We start from the raw sequence: 16,232 nt of genomic DNA on the forward strand, positions 1-16,232 counted from the left end.
TGAAAAGCTGTATTTATCACCTGTGCTGGACTTGTTTAACGGTGAAATTATCACCTACACAGTAGGGTCTCGTCCTACATACTCCTTAGTCTCTGAAATGCTGAATCAGGCCTTTAAACGCTTATCCGACGAGGATGAACTCCTCCTGCATTCGGATCAAGGCTGGCACTATCAGATGAAGCAGTATCAACATGCGTTGAAGAAACAAGGAATTACCCAAAGCATGTCGCGCAAAGGAAACTGTTACGATAACGCAGTAATGGAAAACTTCTTCGGCATTATGAAGTCAGAGTTTCTTTATCTTAATGAGTTTGAAAGTGTAGATCACTTCAAGCAAGAACTAGCACGATACATTGATTACTATAATCACAAACGCATCAAGTCAAAATTAAAAGGCATGAGCCCGGTACAATACCGAACTCATGCCCAACAGGTTGCATAAAAATATTGTCTAACTTTAAGGGGTCACTTCATCGTTTGGCCGGCTGCCGCTGTGTAATAATGGTTGAACTATCGTCTCCCTTTAGCTTAATGACCTACGTGGTCGCCCCACGAAAAAAGAAGCACTTAAAGACATGTATTCTACAATTTGCTTACTTGGAGTACCCTTTGACGGATTGAATGAACCCTGATTCGACCTTTACTAGTGCATTAAGCGTACCAGTAATTCTAACCCTGTATCCGAAATCTGGCATTTTTTATGATTTCTTCAGCAAGTTCATCCGGCTTCTTACCATCGGTGTCCAGTAGGAATGGCTCATTAGTCGGTGACGCCATCAACTTGTTCCGAAGGAAGAGCGAGCGGTGGATATATTGCGCATCTCCTCGCTGATGGAGTCGAGCGGTAAGTGTGTCCGGTTCCGCGTGCAGCACAACATAGTGGAGCGTCGCCTCGAGATCCGATAGTTGGTCAAAGAACCATTGAAGTTCATCTTCGACGACGAAATCGATAACCACGTCTAGCCCGTTCAGGAGAAAATTCCGCGTCACCGCAGCGATATTAAGCCATGCCAGTCGAAGTCGTTCCTCCCAGGGCGGTTCGGTCTCCCCTCGGTAGACATGGAGAAGGAGATCACCTTCAATCAAGACACATTGGTTCATTGCACTAGCCAGAGTCTTGGAGACGGTTGATTTCCCTACACCAAGTGGACCAGAGATAAGATAGACGGTTACTGATCTTTTGGTGAAATTCATATAATCCCCTCCCCCATATTTTACCCGTTCGTAACGAAGCTGCCTTTTCATGCCGGCAGCCTCGCACTAATCATTTGTTCAACTCTCGTTACCCGTTAGTTTAGCCAGCAATAAATGAAGGCGTTCTTACGCTTTCTTTATTTGTTATCCATTTCGTTAATGCGTTTCTCGAAGGTGCACCAAGTATAAAATTGACATCATTATTGGGATGCAATTTATAATCGGTTATTTCATTCAGTGGAATCCAAGCAATGCCCACCTGGTGCACGTCAGGAGTGTCTCCAACCTTTGCTTCATTTATCGAAATAACCTTGCATAAAAATGTAAAGTCAATTTGGTGGATATCGGGTTCTAAATCAGGGAAAAGAGAATCTCTTTTAGCAATGAATTCATTTATAAAGAGAAGTTCCTCAATTTCAACCACCAAACTTACTTCTTCAAGTACTTCCCTAACCAAAGTTTCTTGAATGCTTTCGCCATGTTCTTGACCACCACCAGGGAGAACATAAAATTCCCCTTGAACTCCAGTTCTTCGTAGTACAAGTAATTTTTCATCTTTAATAATTATAGCCCTTGCTGCGGTTCGAATTCTCAACTTCTCCCTCCTTTACCCTTCCAGATTATAACAGAGATTGGTTGATTCCTTAACATTTATTACGCTATACTGCCCGTTAGCTTAACGCCTATCAGCTACATATGTACTAAATTTCTTATTTTGTGAAGAAGTCTGAACACAGAAAGAGACCCACAGCATCGCTGTGGGTCTCACTGATTCTTTATTTTCCTAATGTTTTTTCATTTAGTTCTTTAATTTCTTCTTTTGTCATTTTCTTTATTGGATTCTTTTCAAGATCATCAAGAGTGCTCTTGATTTCTTGCTTTATTGTGGAAAGCTTAAAAGAATTTTCATAGGTAGAGTCAACAGCAGTCTCATTTACAAAGACTTTGTCACCATTTTGCGATCCCTTCAACGTAAACTTACCTTGGATCATGCCCGTTAGAACATAATAGTCTTCATTCGGATTCGCTACATCTGAATCATCCTCCGACAGAAAAAGAACAACTTCCTCTCCAACTTCAAAATCTGGATAACCCTCAAATTCCATTGTTGTGTCGCCAACTGTACCTTTGTCAATTCGTACAGTTACTACTTCATCATTGTACGGTTTATTCTTATAAACATCTTCAACATTTACCAAGACATCTGTTTGAATGATGTTTCGAACGCCCTCACCTTTCTCAAGGTTTGGATTACTCCAGAAACTTGGTTTCATTTCTTTGACTGTACCTTTAATCATAACGGAAGCATTATTAATCAAATCTTTTTTGCTGCTTGCAGGGATTAATCCTGATTGATGCATTGTTGTTTTCATAGGGAAGATATTATAAACTCCGACTCCAAGGGCAAATGCAACAGTAGTTATTATCAATACCATTTTCATTTTCATAATCTTTCTCCTTGCTTTAATAAATATCTTTCGCACCAAGGTGATGATTATTTCAAAACGTTTCCAATGGTTGGAAAGTTGCACTAGCTGAACGCTAAATGCCAAGACATATGCACCAAATATTATATTTTGTGAAGATGTAAGAAGGAGCTGCCGCAGTAGCTCCTTCTTCGTTTGTATAGGGTCCTTCATTGAACTAACGTTCCCCGTTAGTTCAATAGTACAGCGGACCTTGTTATCTATTACTTCGAATTGACCTAAGTATTTTTATTATTATTCTAGAAAAACCTTGAAAGAAGTCACTTAGATATTTTTTGACTAGGAACCCTACCAACTTAAAGAATAGTGAAATAGCTATTATAAACACAAACAGTTTTAACCCAGTTTCTATAGATTCTATTGTAGGAGTCATAAGCACCTCTGCCTAGAAAAGTTAACTACAATATACCACATATTGGAACTATTCTGCCCTTTAGCTTAATGACAGAAGGAGCAGCTGCCGCGGCGGCAAACTGCTCCCTTGATCGCTGAACTAACGTTTCCCGGTAGCGTAATAATTATAGGGACATAGGGTAAAAGTGCGTTAGTAGAGTCGTTATCCGTACGAATATAGGAAGCGCGTTTAGTTATTTTTTAAATTTGGTTCAAGTAGTACTTCTAAGAGAGAAGTAATGTCTCTCTCACCTAAACCGCGTTTGGAGGCTTCAACAAATAGATCACGAATATCATTAAGAATTTTCGATGGTATATTTAGTGAATCTGCAGTTCTAACCATTTTATCCATTGAGATTTTAACATCATCAATTTTTGCAAGATAAATATCGTAATCACGAGCTAGAAGTTTTGATAAAACAACCTCAGCGTCTGGAATAATAGCACTCAACGCATTTATGCCTACTTCTTTAGGTATGTTTAATTTTAGCAATGCTGCAGCTGCATATGCGCTAGAAACCATATTAAATGCCCATACTAATCCAATTGCTGTTGTTACGTTGGAAGCAACTCCAACTTCACCAACACGTTTTGAAGTTGGCCCAATACTTGAAAGAATCTCTGTCCAAAAAGTTTCATCATCGGCATCACAAGCTAACGAAAAATTAGCATGTCCGGTACGAAGCTCTTCAGGGCCTACCAAAATCGACGCCTCAGCCAAACTACCCCCATGTTCTTTAACTTCCTTTGAAAACTCAAGAATCTCGTCAGTGCTGGTTGTTGATGTGTTCAAGAGTTTTTTTCCTTTTACTGCTGCAAGTGTTATATCATTCAGAAGTAAGTCGCGAACACTTGCGCCATCTAATAGTACAAGAATGCTCGCATCAGCAGTAACAATTGCGTCTGCTGGCGTAAGTACTGCCTTTGCACCTAATGCAACAAGAGGCTCTGTTCTAGAAGCTGTTCTGTTGTAAATGATGACTTCATGTCCTGCTTTCATCAAGCCTTCTGCGAGTGCCGATCCCATTAATCCTGTACCGATAATTGCTATTTTCATTATTATTCCTCCTAAATAGTTCATAACACTCTTACACATAACACTATACATAATTGTCTCAAATGAGTCAAATGTGTCTCATTCAGGTATTGAGAAAACCGAATATCTTAGTGCCTAAGAGATTCGGAATTGTAAGATTATAATAATAGTTTTTTAGAGTTATCACTAGTTTGAATCTAATTCGTTATGCATGCAATGGATTTAATGCACCGTATAGAAAGAACTGTTCAATTGTCTCTAACATATAGCTTGAAGCTACTCTACCTCTTCTCTCGCTGTCAATCACTCCAAAAATTACCGACAAAAAAAGTTCTGATAATACAGAGACAGAAAAGTCACTTCTAAAAACCCCTTGTCTTTGGGCTCTCAAGAAGAATGAATCAATAGCTTTAGCATAAGTATTCCAATATTCATCATCTGTACAATTTTGAAAACTGCAAGAATATCTTAAGAACTCTTTGCCTTCGTAATGTGATTTAATTAATAGTTTTACTCCATTTACATAATCATCATATTCTTTTTCTGCAACGCAAATTACATTCTCCATAGATTCTTTTGATTTATCTATTAGTAGTGTTTCAAGATTTTCTCTAGTGCCACAAAATCTGTGTAAAGTAGCTTTACTTATTCCCACCGATTTCGCAAGTTCATTAAAAGTACCCCGAGGACTATCCACTAGGGACACTGCAAGAAGCTTTAGAAGCTTATTATCATCTATAGTTGAACTCATAGAAATTCCTCCTTACATAAATCATCTGTCTGTAATTCTAAACTACAAAGTTTCAAACGAGAATAGTTTTATCTTATTTTACACTTTTTCTCATATTTCATTCAATTTATACGAGAGTTATTAAACTATCCTGCCTGTAGTTTAACAACGACTCCAGTATGGCCACTTAGTTGCAACGCTGCTGCCGACCCGCGTTTCTGCAGAAATCGTCCTTGCTCCATTGGCCCGCAGGAAAAAGGAATCTGATTAAAAAATGATCGCTTCAATTCCATAGACCTGTAAGTGAAATTTCAGTTTCAAGTTTTTTTGTTCTTGAGAACTTGATATAACTTTGCTTTAGATACTCCGGTCTGCTCTGTTATTTCTTTTATGGTATATCTCCGACTCTCATACAGAAGCAACGCCATTTCAACTTTGCTCTTATCCAACGGCGGTCTTCCTCCTTTTCTACCTCGAGCCCTAGCGGCTTGTAATCCGGCCTGGGTTCTCTCTCGAATTGTCTCTGCCTCCATTTCAGCTAAACCAGCCATAATTGCGAAAAAAAGCTTGCCCGCTGGTGTGCTTGTATCTACTCCCAAAGTGATGATCTTAAGACTGACTCCTCTTTCTTTAAGGTCATGCGAAAGCTCGATTAACTGCTTTGTCGTCCGACCGAGTCGATCCAATTTCCAGATGACTAATGTATCCCCGGAACGCAAGTACTCCAAGCAACGAGCTAACTCAGGTCGATCACTTTTCTTTCCAGAGACCTTTTCATCGAAAATACGTTCACATCCGGAAGCCTTCAAAGAATCGATTTGTAAATCCATGGACTGATCGGAAGTCGAAACGCGCGCATATCCAACTTTAGCCATTTCCCAATCCCCTTTTGTCTATTAAACCTTCGATTTATACATTTAATGCACCTTGAATAATAGACGAATTAATAGACTAAAACAATGGTCAGTTTGGGGCATTTTTAGTTCATGTTCAAAAAGTCTAAAAAACGATTGTTTTATAGCCATATGGTGATCACCGTACAGAAAAAAACCAGTCCCTGAAACGAACTGGTTCACGCTGCGTTCATTCAACTATCGTGTCCCGTTAGCTTAATCAATTATGATTCCAATCTTAATTCATTAACAAGAAAATCACCTTGCTCAATTTTCATTACTCTCTTTTCTTTTGTATAATCCCAACCATTATTTATTGCATAATTAATTAAGCGAGCACAAACACTCGGTTCACTTAAGTTGGTGGACCAATTAACTTTCCAAGAAAACAATATTAAGAAGTGCGAAGTTTTAGTTTTTGAAGAATATATTTTAAAACTTATTGACTCATTTGTAGGCGTTTGGTCAATTATGCAATGAAATAAGCATTCACCAAATACGATTTTTTTTACTTCCTTAGTGAAAAGCTTCATTGATTGCACTCCTTTTGTAGGACGATTTTCTTGATTAATAAATTCTATATTTTCTTACGTTAACCTTCCCGTTAGCTTAATAAAGAAATGGAGCAGCTGCCATAGCAAGCTGCTCCTTGTATGTACTATCGTTACCCGTTAGCGTAACGCACGGTCAGCTATTCACAAAGTTCAATGTCATTAGGTCCAACAGAAAAAGAGCTTTTGTAGTTCCGTCTTGGTTAACAAATTCTAATTCGCAGCCTTCCGTTGGCAACGAATAAACCTCGACAATTGTTGCTGTATGTCCTATATATATGCCTTCTTCAGGATTTTCTTGAGTGATATTTCACCACCTCGAACAACTTAAACCTCACAGTTAACACATCAATTAAAATTGAATTTAAGTCTCCTGATGGCTTAATAACCTAACTCAACAAAACTCATCTTTAATGATTATCATAAAATGCTTAACTTGAAATACTATATTTTTGAACATAGTTCTATTATTTTGGTCTAAATTTCTCAGGCTTTTTGACATAACTCTCCACAATAAAACCACATTTTAAACAGAATACGTGAATCAATTCGGAACCAGTATTAAATATACTTAAGTTCTTTGGCAAAATATTGGCATGCCCTACTTGGACTCCTTTTGAAAGGTTAAGGCATCCACATTTTGGACACTCATTCATATACTCACCCCTAAGACATACTTTTGTTTAGGATGACTCCTGTTGAAAAAATCCAACATTTTGTTTTATCCCATTCTTGAAGTATTCTCGAAATCCAATAGATATCCCTTTAATACCCATTGTAAGACCTTGAATTACTGAACTGCCAGTTAGTGTGGAAAGGCAGCCGATAATAATGGTTGCCTTTCCTGATGGTGTATTGAGGTGTAGATTCCCGTTAGCTCAACGTAGCTGCCGTTCTGTGCCGGCAGCCTCGTCCTCGTAATTGTTAAGCTATAGTTTCCCGTTAGCTTAATATCCAATTGGTCCAGTAATCCCATGTTTTAGAACGCAAATTTGCCCACGTTGCGTCATATGTACAATCGTTTGTATGATTTTTCATACAAAAAAAGACACTGATATCCTATTCCAGTGTCTTTTTTGTTGATACTTTTCCACCAACAAAGAGGGTTATGATTTAAAGCAACTTAATCAGCTCTTCTAGCTCATTAACCAATACTTTTGCAAGTACAAAATCTGTATCTTATAAAGCCAATTCTATTTTCGTTTCAACTGATTTTTTCTTTTGTTCAGTTTCTAAATAGTCTCTATCAAAATGACTAGCATAAATCATCTTTCTAAATTTTTGTATACTCATTTTTCGAATCGTCTTATCGTCAATGATTGAATTGAATCATGATTATTGTTAAAGATTTCTCGGTGCAAGCGTTTCCATTGATTCTATATTTTGACAGGTTGAAAACCTGGTAAATATACCACATCATATAGTTGGGCGTTTGTCAAATTGACAATGTGTCCGTATACGATGCGGGTAAGCCGTGGGCGCACCGGATCGAAAAAAAAGGAGGATTTTCATTTATGTCAAAACGATTTGGCAGAATGCTCGCGTTCCTCTGTTGCTTGGTAATGGTAGCGTCGCTAATGCCTGCCAGCTTTGCCGCCGCCACTGACAACATCGAGTACGCAGAAGCACTTGATGGCGACCTCAGTTCTACAACTCTTACAAGCTTGCAGGCGAATGAAACGCCGACCGCCATTTTCGGAACTCCCGAACTCGGGTCAGACGACCCACTGTGGGCCCTGACAATGGAGCATCTCATCAACAAAAGCACTGTGCCCGGCGACTCCAGACCCCATGCCACGGGCACAGCCAGAATCCTTTGGGACCACAACTACCTGTATGCCCGCGTAGTTGTGGAGGACAGCAATCTATATCAGGGAGCCGGCGGAGATCACCAGTACGACAGCCTGGAGTTTTATGTCGGCACCGGAACCGGAGGCTCAAACCAATGGCGTGTCAGCGCGACGGGCGTGTTTTCAGGGCAGTCCGCTCCGGGCAGAGCTGCGTGGACCCAGATCACGGAAACAGGATATATCGTGGAGATGAGAATACCCAAAAGAACCTTGACCTTACAGGAAGGCAAGCTTACCTTTGAGGTTTATATCAATAACTCGACGGAAAAGGGCAGTGACCGCTATGAAGTCGTTTCCTGTTTCGGAGTTCCGGACGCGGCTTATTCCAGCGATGTTTCATTTATAGACAGCCTGCAGCTCTCTTTAGCCAATGAAGTGGACACCAGATTCTCAATCACCGCCACGGCGGGACCGGGCGGTGAAATAACGCCGAACCCACCCGGCGATGTTCTGAGACTAGATAAGGGCTCAAGCAAAGAATTTACGTTTACCCCCGATCACGGCAAAATTGTGGATACCGTAACGGTAGACGGCGAGGCCGTGACTCTATCCGCTGGCACTTATACCTTTTTAAATGTTGAGGCTGACCATACAATTCACGTGACATTCAAAAACGATCCGGACGCGGAGCTGCTTCCCTTTATCGTATGGAAAGACAACTTCGCCCGTGGCGAGTACACGACGGCTGTCATCATTGACTTAGGCGATGGGAAGGCTGCGTTATGCTCCGAGCTTAATCCGGGCTTGTTTACCGTCTCGGCTAGGAACACGACCCTGAACGGCGACTCGGTGACCTTTGAAGGGACGCGCAAGATCACAAGGGTATACGCCAATGACGAACCAAAGGTACGCGGCTATCTGGGGACGGTAAGCAATTCACCGGATTATCAGGACGGACTGGCAAGCGGCCGTTACATCGTAGTTGAGTTTGAGTTTTATTCAGAGAACGGCGGCAATATAACGCTGGATGGCAGCAGTAACTCGACAAAGCAGGTTTACAACATCGTCCAAAACGACAAGATCGTACTGACAGAAGGGAGTCCGCTTCGCAACGTGGTTTTTGAACAGGAAAAAGTTGTGAATCCGATCCTTGACAAGTTTACAACACCCACGGGCAATTCGGTCAATCGCGCGCTCTACCTTCACAAGGATGAAAATGGTAAAGTGTTGCAAGGATTGCCGCTGTATGTCTATACCCACGGCAGATCACGCGGCGGCACAAACGCTGCAACAGACCAAAAAGCAGCCATGAAATCCGCCAACGGCTCGGTCGCTCTAATGAAAAAAATAGAAGAAAATCCCGAAAAATACGCCAGCCATATACTGAATATTTCCTATGATGGCGTATCTACTCCCTCCACAGCCAATGTTAAGAAGGTTATAGACGACCTGGTTGCCAGCGGCGCAGTAGACCCTAACCGTATTTACGCGGCGGGCTTCTCATGGGGCGGCCAGTATACGAACAGCTTAGTTAACGCCTACCCCGGCTTCTTCGCGGCCGCCGCACCAATGTCCCCGGTAAGCGGCTCACCGAACGCGAACGCCAACGACGTTCACACCAACCTGGCCTATTGGATGTTTATAAATGCTCATAACGTTGGAGTATACCAGACTAACCTCACTAACTTCATAAACACCAATATGCCGAAAATGATCAATGCGAGGGCTTCGCGCTTTGAGAGCAACGAGGTTCTTACGTGGCCCTACAATCAATTTGATCAGCCGAATCAGAGGCCGAATCTGGCCAACACACCTGTCCTGGCTGATTATGTAGCGCACGAGGTTGAAGCTGCGGTTCTTTACAACCAGATAACTATGGGGACTTGGAGCATAGCTCCCACGGCGCAGTCCTCTAACTTGCCGGCTTGGAACAATGACTACACAGACGTCTTTGATTGGATGTTCGCGCAGAGAAAAACGGACGTGCCCGGTGCTCCGGGCGGCTTCAAGGCGACGGCGGGCGACGGACAGGTCACATTGAGCTGGACTGCTCCGGCTGACGACGGTGGCAGCGCGATATTGGGTTACAAGGTCTGGTACGGCAACGTGACGCCAGTCACACTGGGTGCGGCGGAGACCAAATATACCTTCATGGGCCTGACAAACGACCAAGGCTACACCTTCAAGGTCGTTGCGGTAAGTGCGAAGGGCGACGGCGCGGAGATCAGTGCAACGGCTACGCCGACGAAGACGCCGACTCCCATTGTGCCCGATCCTTCTGGTGGCAACAGCGGCAATACGGGCACCGGGACAGACGCTGGATTGTCGAAGTCGAACTACACAGTGAATACACCTAAGGATAAGCCCGCGGTCACAGACAAAAACGGCAACACCACCCTACCCGGCGGCGGCGAGATTGCGACCAAGGGTGGGACGAAGATTAAGGTACCCGAAGGCACAACTATAGACTCAAACGGTAAGGTGACCATTCCGGCGGACAAGAGCGCCGAAGTGGCACTACCCGGCGGCAACAGCACAGTGACCATTCCGGGCGGCTCGACGATAGCGGGCGACGGTACGGTCACAGTGGGCGGCGGAGACGCGCATGTGAACCTGCCGAACGGCAACCAGGTGGATATCCACGGCGGCTCGAAGATACAGAGCGGCGGCGCGGTTATGGTAGGACCGGGCGGCGCGAGTGTCGGCTTAGACAACGGCATGTCGCTGAACATCCATGAGGGTACGGAGCTTGTGTTCGATGACGACACCCCGCTGGGCTTCCTCGTGATGTCGGGCAATCCTTTCAGGGATGTCAACATGGACGACTGGTTCTACAGCTACGTAAACTTCGCCTACACATACGGTCTTTTCAACGGCACGACGTCCACGACGTACTCACCGGGCACCTCAATGACGCGCGCGATGTTCGTGCAGGTACTGGCCAATCTTGAGAACGTAAACCGCTCCGGCTACACGAGTTCCCGCTTTAGCGACGTGACGGACGGGCAGTGGTACACGGCGGCAGTCGAGTGGGCGGCCGAAAGCGGCATAGTCAACGGTATAAACGCAGACCTGTTTGACCCCAATTCACCGATGACGCGCGAGCAGATGCTGGTGATACTGTACAACTACATGAAGTACAAGGGCTATGAGATACCTGAAAGCCAATCTAAGTCCTTCGCGGACGAGAGTGAGATCAGCTCATGGGCGTTGGAGGCCGTTCAGGCGCTGCGGGGCATCGGCATTGTATTAGGCAAGCCGGACAACCTCTTTGACCCCAAAGCCACCGCCACCCGCGCCGAAGTAGCCACTATCTTTGTAAGGTTCGTCGAATATCTGGCTAAGTAAAGGCGTAAACAGAAAAATGCGGACCCTTCCGGCTGGACAATATCCAACCGGAAGGGTCTCCTTCTATTTTACAAAGAAAATCTCCGATCTGATGCTGCTAAACACACGACAGTAGCATAGGGCTTTGGTCTATGCCTGCTTCATTATCACTTGGGTGCCGCTGTCGATGCACGCGCTATCAATGACGGTCTGTATAATAATCCCTCATTTCCCGGACTATCGGTTTGAATCATATTCAACAAAAACTCGGCGGCTTTTTTGCCGAGTTTTTGCTTTGGATACTTGACGGAAGTCAGCGGAACCTCGCAGGTCGCGGCGAGACTGCTGTCATCGATTCCAACGAGCGAAAGGTCCTCCGGTACGCGACCAAATTCTTCACCCGTTTTCAGATTAGTTGCTTTTAATTGATCATCTTCAAATACAACTTCATAGTTTCCAGTATTAATAACGGCTCTATTAATCATTATCATATTCCATTTTCTTCAATCCCGATATATCCTTACCACACACTCCACATGCGCTGTCTGAGGAATCATATCGTCGCGGGATATGCTCGAGTAATAAATCGATTAGACTGCTTAAAAATAGAAACAGCGGTAGCCTTGGACTCAGATATTAAGTCCAAAACTGCCGCTGTTTATTGAACTAACGTTCCCCGTTAGTTCAATCGTGTTTTTAGGGACTGACTTTGAATCGGTATACTTAGTTCTTTTCTTTGAGCATCACGAATTTTTTCTAATTAACTTCTTATATCTATTCGATTCCTCCTCCAATGGCGGGGCAGCATATCGCGGCAACTACGATTGGATAATCCGCTCCGCCTCCAAAGCATCCCAGTTCGGCGTAGGCACATCCGACCTGGTCCTCAACTCGGCGAATGTGTAATTCAACGCATTAAGCTCCACATCCGTCCCATCAATCAACCGACTAATCGGGAGCAAGAAGAAAAGCTTTAGGGCCCAGCGAACTAAGCGTGGATACCTGATAATCCAAGATGCTTGACCCACCGGGGTCAGCGGGTAACCCAATGAATCCAGTACGTGAAGGCCCTCCCCCATCGCCGCCACCAACTGACGCAATCTCTTGTCGTCACGAACAACCTGTTTCATTTGGAAGCCATGGAACAGAATGACCATGTTCATGGGCACGACTAACACCATGTGATTTTTTAGCCAGGCATCGATCTGATCATGATAGTTGAGCTTGTACTTGGTTCGTTTGAATGCCTGCTCCAGCAGGGAGCGGAACGGAATGGGGCTGTTCAGTCCCCCGATGACCATCTGCCCGTGGCCGCCACGGATGCAAATGACTCGTCCGTCGGTACGTGTACCTGCGGTAGCTTGGAATCCAAAAGCGACCTGTTTGGGCGACTGTCCATGTTTACTCAAATAGTCCTGCATGGCGTAGGTATCCATATTATTGCCTACCATTACAATATGACGGCTAACGTTTTCTGCGAGGATCGGTAGCACAGCCCCGAAGTCTGAATATTTCATCATGACGAAGATCAAGTCATACGCGTCACCTGACTCGAGTCTACGAATTACACGAACCCGATCGACAGTTGTCTTGCGCTGAAGGTAATGCCGAATGACCAGTCCCTCCTTTTCCAGTTCCTCCGCTCGCTTTCCTCTTGCCAACACAGTCACGTCATGACCGCCCTTTACCAGAACATGTGCCAGATAGCTTCCCTGCACACCTGCACCGTACACAAGTATGTTCAATATAGTCCCCTCCCCATGCAATTAACAGATGTTGAATATATAACACCTGTGTACTACAATCAAGGTATCATTGGAACTAAAGCAAGCGCAATGGCTAATCGTAACTGCTTTTGTTGAGAAATGAACAACGAAAGCTGGATATGTTCAAGAAAGAGGGAAAAAACATGGATCGACGCATCGAGCGATCAAGACAAATGATTATGCAAGCGTTCATCGAGTTGTTGGAGGAGCAGGATTTTGAGAAGATCACCATTCAAGGGATTGCGGATCGGGCCAATGTCAACCGCGGAACAATCTATTTGCATTTCACAGACAAATATGACCTGCTGGAACAGAGCGTGGAAACGTATCTGATGATGCTTGTTGACAGCTGTTTACAGGAGGAAGGAGTAGCCACTGAACTATCCCGGGAGCTGCTGATTCGTGCGTTCACGTATCTGAAGGAGCATGCATCGATCTACCGCGTGTTGATGACCAACAAAGGCATTCCAACTTTCAGACATCGTATGACACAGTTCATTAAGGGAAATATTACCGTGGTGGTGAACTACATGAATCTGGAAACGGGTATCCATCGAGATGTGATGGCGCAATTCTTATCCATTTCCGTTACGGGTTTGATTGAATGGTGGATCGTCGAATCCATGCCGTATACGCCAGAAGAGATGGTCGAACAGATGACTAAGATACTGGAAGCACGGCTGCAGCTATGGTGAACTTAATTACTAATCCAAGTATAACCTCGTCGTTGCAACTAACTGCCCGTTAGCTTAACCATTACTTATCCAGAGTTTTCGCAAATTCCCTCAGTTGTTCTGGGTCATTTGTGTGATAAACCATTTTTTCAGTATCAAAAATAAGGATAACTTGGCGTTTCTCTTCTAGCCCTAATATCTTTAACCACTTCAACTTATCGTCCTCTGTATGAATGGTTGCTTGTTGAATATATTTAAGAAGAGTTGGTTCAGAATTATGTACTTTATTTACTTCAAAATCCCAGTCAGGTGAATCCGAGAAAATCTGCATATGGAGTTTATTTTCTTCTTTTGAAACTAACTTTTCAAGAACATCAGTTTTGTTTGGGACGCAACCTGTTAAAAATAAGGCAACGACCAGTAAGCACAGCCCAAGCTTAAGCTTCTGCATAATTGATGCCACCTTTCCAATTTCAAAACTACAATTTTCTCACGAACTTAACAAAGGCTGCCGTTTCAAACGGCAGCCTTGTCTTAATGTTTATTGAGCTATAGTTACCCGTTAGTTCAATATTTTGTGTTGTGCCACAGTCCCCTATTAGAGCAGTACGAATTAATTTAAACCCCGAAATCGCTGCTCGCTCGATTCGTCAGGATCGCGCTCGCAATAATATTGAAGAGATAGTCAGCCCTTGGCGCGGACGACGGTTGGTTGCTGAGCCACGCAAGCGCAGCAGCTAACGAGAACAGATCATCACCATCCATGTCGGTACGCGCCAAACCTTCTGCCTGGGCACGAGCGAGAAGCTGCGTGCCTGCTGTGCGCATCGTCATGCATGAAGCGTGGAGCGCGGACTCCGGGTCCTCTTTGGCTGCCATCATCACGTCCACAACACCTTGATAGTTGCTCGTGAATTCAACGATTTCGCGTAACCACGACACGAGCGCATCTTCGGGTGAACTTGCAGTTTCGAGCATACGTGCCTTTGTCGTAAACTCGTCGAAGCTTGCGCGGAGCAAAGCTTCGAGCAGCGCCTCTCTCGTCGGGAAATGACGATAAAGCGTGCCTAGTCCGACACCAGCTCTGCGAGCGATCTCGCGCAGTGATGCATCGACGCCATGCTCGGTTATAACGACGTTCGCGACTGCGAGTATGTGCTCATAGTTTTTCATAGCATCAGCTCTCATAAGAGACCTCCTTGACAAGCGGAGCGGTGCTCCGTATAATCGTAAACGGAACAGTGATCCGATTAAACGGAGCACCGCTCTGGTAAGTATAACTCATCTGCATGAAAGGAGAAAGTAAGATGTCTATAAATACAATGAAAGCAATTCGTCTGCATGAATTCGGCGGTCCTGAGGTACTGCGTTACGAGGAGGCGCCGATTCCCGAACTGAAGCCAGGTGAGGTGCTTGTCCGCGTTCACGCGGTTGGCATCAATCCCCCCGACTGGTACCTGCGCGAGGGGTATAAGGATCTTCCTCCTGAGTGGCGGCCGCCGGTGCCCTTTCCCGTCATTCTGGGGTCGGACGTGTCGGGCGTCGTCGAGGCGGTAGCCACGGATGTGCAGGGCTTCTCCGTCGGCGATGAAGTTTTCGGCATGGTTCGCTTTCCTAGCTTTGGGGAGAGCGCTGCTTATGCAGAGTACGTCGCCGCGCCAGCGTCGGACCTTGCACTCAAGCCGGCAGGCATCGATCATATGCACGCCGCAGGGGCGCCGATGGCAGGCCTCACCGCGTGGCAGTTCCTGATCGAGCTGGGGCACAGTGAAGCGAATCCGCTTCAACCGGAGTCGCATCGCCCAGTGCAGCTGAGCGGCAAGACAGTACTCGTCAATGGTGCCGCGGGCGGCGTGGGGCACTTAGCGGTGCAACTGGCTAAATGGAAGGGTGCGCACGTCATCGCGGTGGCATCGGGCAAGCATGAGTCGTTCCTGCGCGAGCTCGGTGCCGACGAATTCATCGACTACACCAAGAGCCCTCCCGAGGACATCGCTCATGACGTTGATCTCGTCCTCGATACCCTCGGCGGTCCCACCACCGGTCGTTTCTTACGTACGCTCAAGCGTGGCGGCGCTTTGTTCCCAGTGTTCTTAGGCTTCTCCGACGCCGAGGAGGCCGCAAAGCTGGGCGTCACGGTATCAATGACCCAAGTGCGCTCAAACGGCCCACAGCTGGCGGAATTAGGGCGCTTACTCGATGCCGGGACGGTTCGCGTCGCCATCGACAGCATGTTTCCACTTGCCGATGCTCGCAAGGCGCATGAACGAGCCGCCGGTGGGCACATTCAAGGCAAGATCGTACTCACGGTGGAGTAAGGACGATAGCTCGAATGATTTTCGCACTCCTTGTATATCGCGATTAGCTTTGAAGAAATTTTGCATGCTTAAT

General features: G+C 45.1%; 16 protein-coding genes and 1 pseudogene. 4 read left to right on the forward strand and 13 right to left on the reverse strand.

Translation table 11 applies throughout. From position 1 onward, the window contains the following. Window positions 1-442: IS3 family transposase (locus MRBLPE1_RS00005; RefSeq protein WP_364139937.1), on the forward strand; the 442-nt coding region annotated here is incomplete at its 5' end. A gap of 227 nt (window positions 443-669) precedes the next feature. Here the strand turns inward: MRBLPE1_RS00005 and MRBLPE1_RS00010 are convergent. The 9 genes and pseudogenes from MRBLPE1_RS00010 to MRBLPE1_RS00050 all read right to left on the reverse strand — a co-directional run. Then, on the reverse strand, window positions 670-1,194 hold the full coding sequence (locus MRBLPE1_RS00010; RefSeq protein WP_364139939.1) for an AAA family ATPase: 525 nt from the start codon (window positions 1,192-1,194) through the stop codon (window positions 670-672). A gap of 100 nt (window positions 1,195-1,294) precedes the next feature. Then, a complete protein-coding gene (locus tag MRBLPE1_RS00015) occupies window positions 1,295-1,789 on the reverse strand; it encodes an NUDIX domain-containing protein (RefSeq protein ID WP_364139942.1) in 495 nt (164 codons plus the stop codon). 181 nt (window positions 1,790-1,970) lie between these two features. Then, complete coding sequence (locus MRBLPE1_RS00020) at window positions 1,971-2,642, reverse strand: hypothetical protein (RefSeq protein WP_364139945.1); 672 nt, start codon at window positions 2,640-2,642, stop codon at window positions 1,971-1,973. Between the two features lie 622 nt (window positions 2,643-3,264). Next, complete coding sequence (locus tag MRBLPE1_RS00025; RefSeq protein ID WP_364139947.1) at window positions 3,265-4,131, reverse strand: NAD(P)-dependent oxidoreductase; 867 nt, start codon at window positions 4,129-4,131, stop codon at window positions 3,265-3,267. Window positions 4,132-4,315: 184 nt separating this feature from the next. Then, window positions 4,316-4,861: a transcriptional regulator gene (locus MRBLPE1_RS00030; protein WP_364139950.1), complete on the reverse strand. Its 546-nt coding sequence runs from the start codon at window positions 4,859-4,861 to the stop codon at window positions 4,316-4,318. A 296-nt stretch (window positions 4,862-5,157) separates the two neighbouring features. Continuing rightward, complete coding sequence (locus MRBLPE1_RS00035) at window positions 5,158-5,715, reverse strand: recombinase family protein (RefSeq protein WP_364139953.1); 558 nt, start codon at window positions 5,713-5,715, stop codon at window positions 5,158-5,160. A 242-nt stretch (window positions 5,716-5,957) separates the two neighbouring features. Then, window positions 5,958-6,266 (reverse strand): hypothetical protein, encoded by a 309-nt coding sequence (locus MRBLPE1_RS00040; RefSeq protein ID WP_364139955.1) that lies wholly within the window; start codon window positions 6,264-6,266, stop codon window positions 5,958-5,960. A 154-nt stretch (window positions 6,267-6,420) separates the two neighbouring features. Then, window positions 6,421-6,591: a DUF4926 domain-containing protein gene (locus MRBLPE1_RS00045; protein ID WP_364144388.1), complete on the reverse strand. Its 171-nt coding sequence runs from the start codon at window positions 6,589-6,591 to the stop codon at window positions 6,421-6,423. 806 nt (window positions 6,592-7,397) lie between these two features. Further along, a pseudogene (locus tag MRBLPE1_RS00050) lies at window positions 7,398-7,604 on the reverse strand (ABC transporter ATP-binding protein); the annotation flags it as partial. A gap of 194 nt (window positions 7,605-7,798) precedes the next feature. Here MRBLPE1_RS00050 and MRBLPE1_RS00055 point away from each other — a divergent pair. Continuing rightward, window positions 7,799-11,422 carry an S-layer homology domain-containing protein gene (locus tag MRBLPE1_RS00055; protein WP_364139958.1) on the forward strand — a complete coding sequence of 1,208 codons (3,624 nt, stop codon included), beginning with the start codon at window positions 7,799-7,801 and terminating at the stop codon, window positions 11,420-11,422. 146 nt (window positions 11,423-11,568) lie between these two features. Here the strand turns inward: MRBLPE1_RS00055 and MRBLPE1_RS00060 are convergent, their stop codons facing one another. Together MRBLPE1_RS00060 and MRBLPE1_RS00065 are read right to left on the reverse strand one after the other, a co-directional pair. Continuing rightward, window positions 11,569-11,892: a substrate-binding domain-containing protein gene (locus MRBLPE1_RS00060; RefSeq protein WP_364139961.1), complete on the reverse strand. Its 324-nt coding sequence runs from the start codon at window positions 11,890-11,892 to the stop codon at window positions 11,569-11,571. Between the two features lie 327 nt (window positions 11,893-12,219). Further along, on the reverse strand, window positions 12,220-13,146 hold the full coding sequence (locus tag MRBLPE1_RS00065; RefSeq protein WP_364139964.1) for a ketopantoate reductase family protein: 927 nt from the start codon (window positions 13,144-13,146) through the stop codon (window positions 12,220-12,222). A 164-nt stretch (window positions 13,147-13,310) separates the two neighbouring features. Here MRBLPE1_RS00065 and MRBLPE1_RS00070 point away from each other — a divergent pair, with 164 nt between their 5' ends. Next, window positions 13,311-13,862 carry a TetR/AcrR family transcriptional regulator gene (locus MRBLPE1_RS00070; RefSeq protein ID WP_187768218.1) on the forward strand — a complete coding sequence of 184 codons (552 nt, stop codon included), beginning with the start codon at window positions 13,311-13,313 and terminating at the stop codon, window positions 13,860-13,862. A 61-nt stretch (window positions 13,863-13,923) separates the two neighbouring features. Here MRBLPE1_RS00070 and MRBLPE1_RS00075 read toward each other — a convergent pair whose 3' ends face one another. Together MRBLPE1_RS00075 and MRBLPE1_RS00080 are read right to left on the reverse strand one after the other, a co-directional pair. Then, the gene (locus MRBLPE1_RS00075; protein WP_364139967.1) at window positions 13,924-14,292 is read right to left on the reverse strand and encodes a hypothetical protein; all 369 of its coding nucleotides are present in this window, start codon (window positions 14,290-14,292) and stop codon (window positions 13,924-13,926) included. A gap of 167 nt (window positions 14,293-14,459) precedes the next feature. Next, window positions 14,460-15,029 carry a TetR/AcrR family transcriptional regulator gene (locus tag MRBLPE1_RS00080; RefSeq protein ID WP_308999669.1) on the reverse strand — a complete coding sequence of 190 codons (570 nt, stop codon included), beginning with the start codon at window positions 15,027-15,029 and terminating at the stop codon, window positions 14,460-14,462. A 119-nt stretch (window positions 15,030-15,148) separates the two neighbouring features. Here MRBLPE1_RS00080 and MRBLPE1_RS00085 point away from each other — a divergent pair, with 119 nt between their 5' ends. Continuing rightward, complete coding sequence (locus tag MRBLPE1_RS00085) at window positions 15,149-16,159, forward strand: NADP-dependent oxidoreductase (protein WP_364139969.1); 1,011 nt, start codon at window positions 15,149-15,151, stop codon at window positions 16,157-16,159. Window positions 16,160-16,232 lie beyond the last annotated feature (73 nt).

Origin of the sequence: Paenibacillus sp. LPE1-1-1.1, from assembly GCF_040676435.1 — a bacterium.
In the GTDB taxonomy this organism is placed as follows: Bacteria; Bacillota; Bacilli; order Paenibacillales; family Paenibacillaceae; genus Pristimantibacillus.

Coding starts and splice junctions, on each gene's coding strand:
- MRBLPE1_RS00010 (WP_364139939.1), bottom strand. CDS start 1,194: ATGAATTTCACCAAAAGATCAGTAACCGTCTATCTTATCTCTGGTCCA.
- MRBLPE1_RS00020 (WP_364139945.1), bottom strand. CDS start 2,642: ATGAAAATGAAAATGGTATTGATAATAACTACTGTTGCATTTGCCCTT.
- MRBLPE1_RS00025 (WP_364139947.1), bottom strand. CDS start 4,131: ATGAAAATAGCAATTATCGGTACAGGATTAATGGGATCGGCACTCGCA.
- MRBLPE1_RS00030 (WP_364139950.1), bottom strand. CDS start 4,861: ATGAGTTCAACTATAGATGATAATAAGCTTCTAAAGCTTCTTGCAGTG.
- MRBLPE1_RS00035 (WP_364139953.1), bottom strand. CDS start 5,715: ATGGCTAAAGTTGGATATGCGCGCGTTTCGACTTCCGATCAGTCCATG.
- MRBLPE1_RS00040 (WP_364139955.1), bottom strand. CDS start 6,266: ATGAAGCTTTTCACTAAGGAAGTAAAAAAAATCGTATTTGGTGAATGC.
- MRBLPE1_RS00055 (WP_364139958.1), top strand. CDS start 7,799: ATGTCAAAACGATTTGGCAGAATGCTCGCGTTCCTCTGTTGCTTGGTA.
- MRBLPE1_RS00060 (WP_364139961.1), bottom strand. CDS start 11,892: ATGATAATGATTAATAGAGCCGTTATTAATACTGGAAACTATGAAGTT.
- MRBLPE1_RS00070 (WP_187768218.1), top strand. CDS start 13,311: ATGGATCGACGCATCGAGCGATCAAGACAAATGATTATGCAAGCGTTC.
- MRBLPE1_RS00075 (WP_364139967.1), bottom strand. CDS start 14,292: ATGCAGAAGCTTAAGCTTGGGCTGTGCTTACTGGTCGTTGCCTTATTT.
- MRBLPE1_RS00080 (WP_308999669.1), bottom strand. CDS start 15,029: ATGAGAGCTGATGCTATGAAAAACTATGAGCACATACTCGCAGTCGCG.
- MRBLPE1_RS00085 (WP_364139969.1), top strand. CDS start 15,149: ATGTCTATAAATACAATGAAAGCAATTCGTCTGCATGAATTCGGCGGT.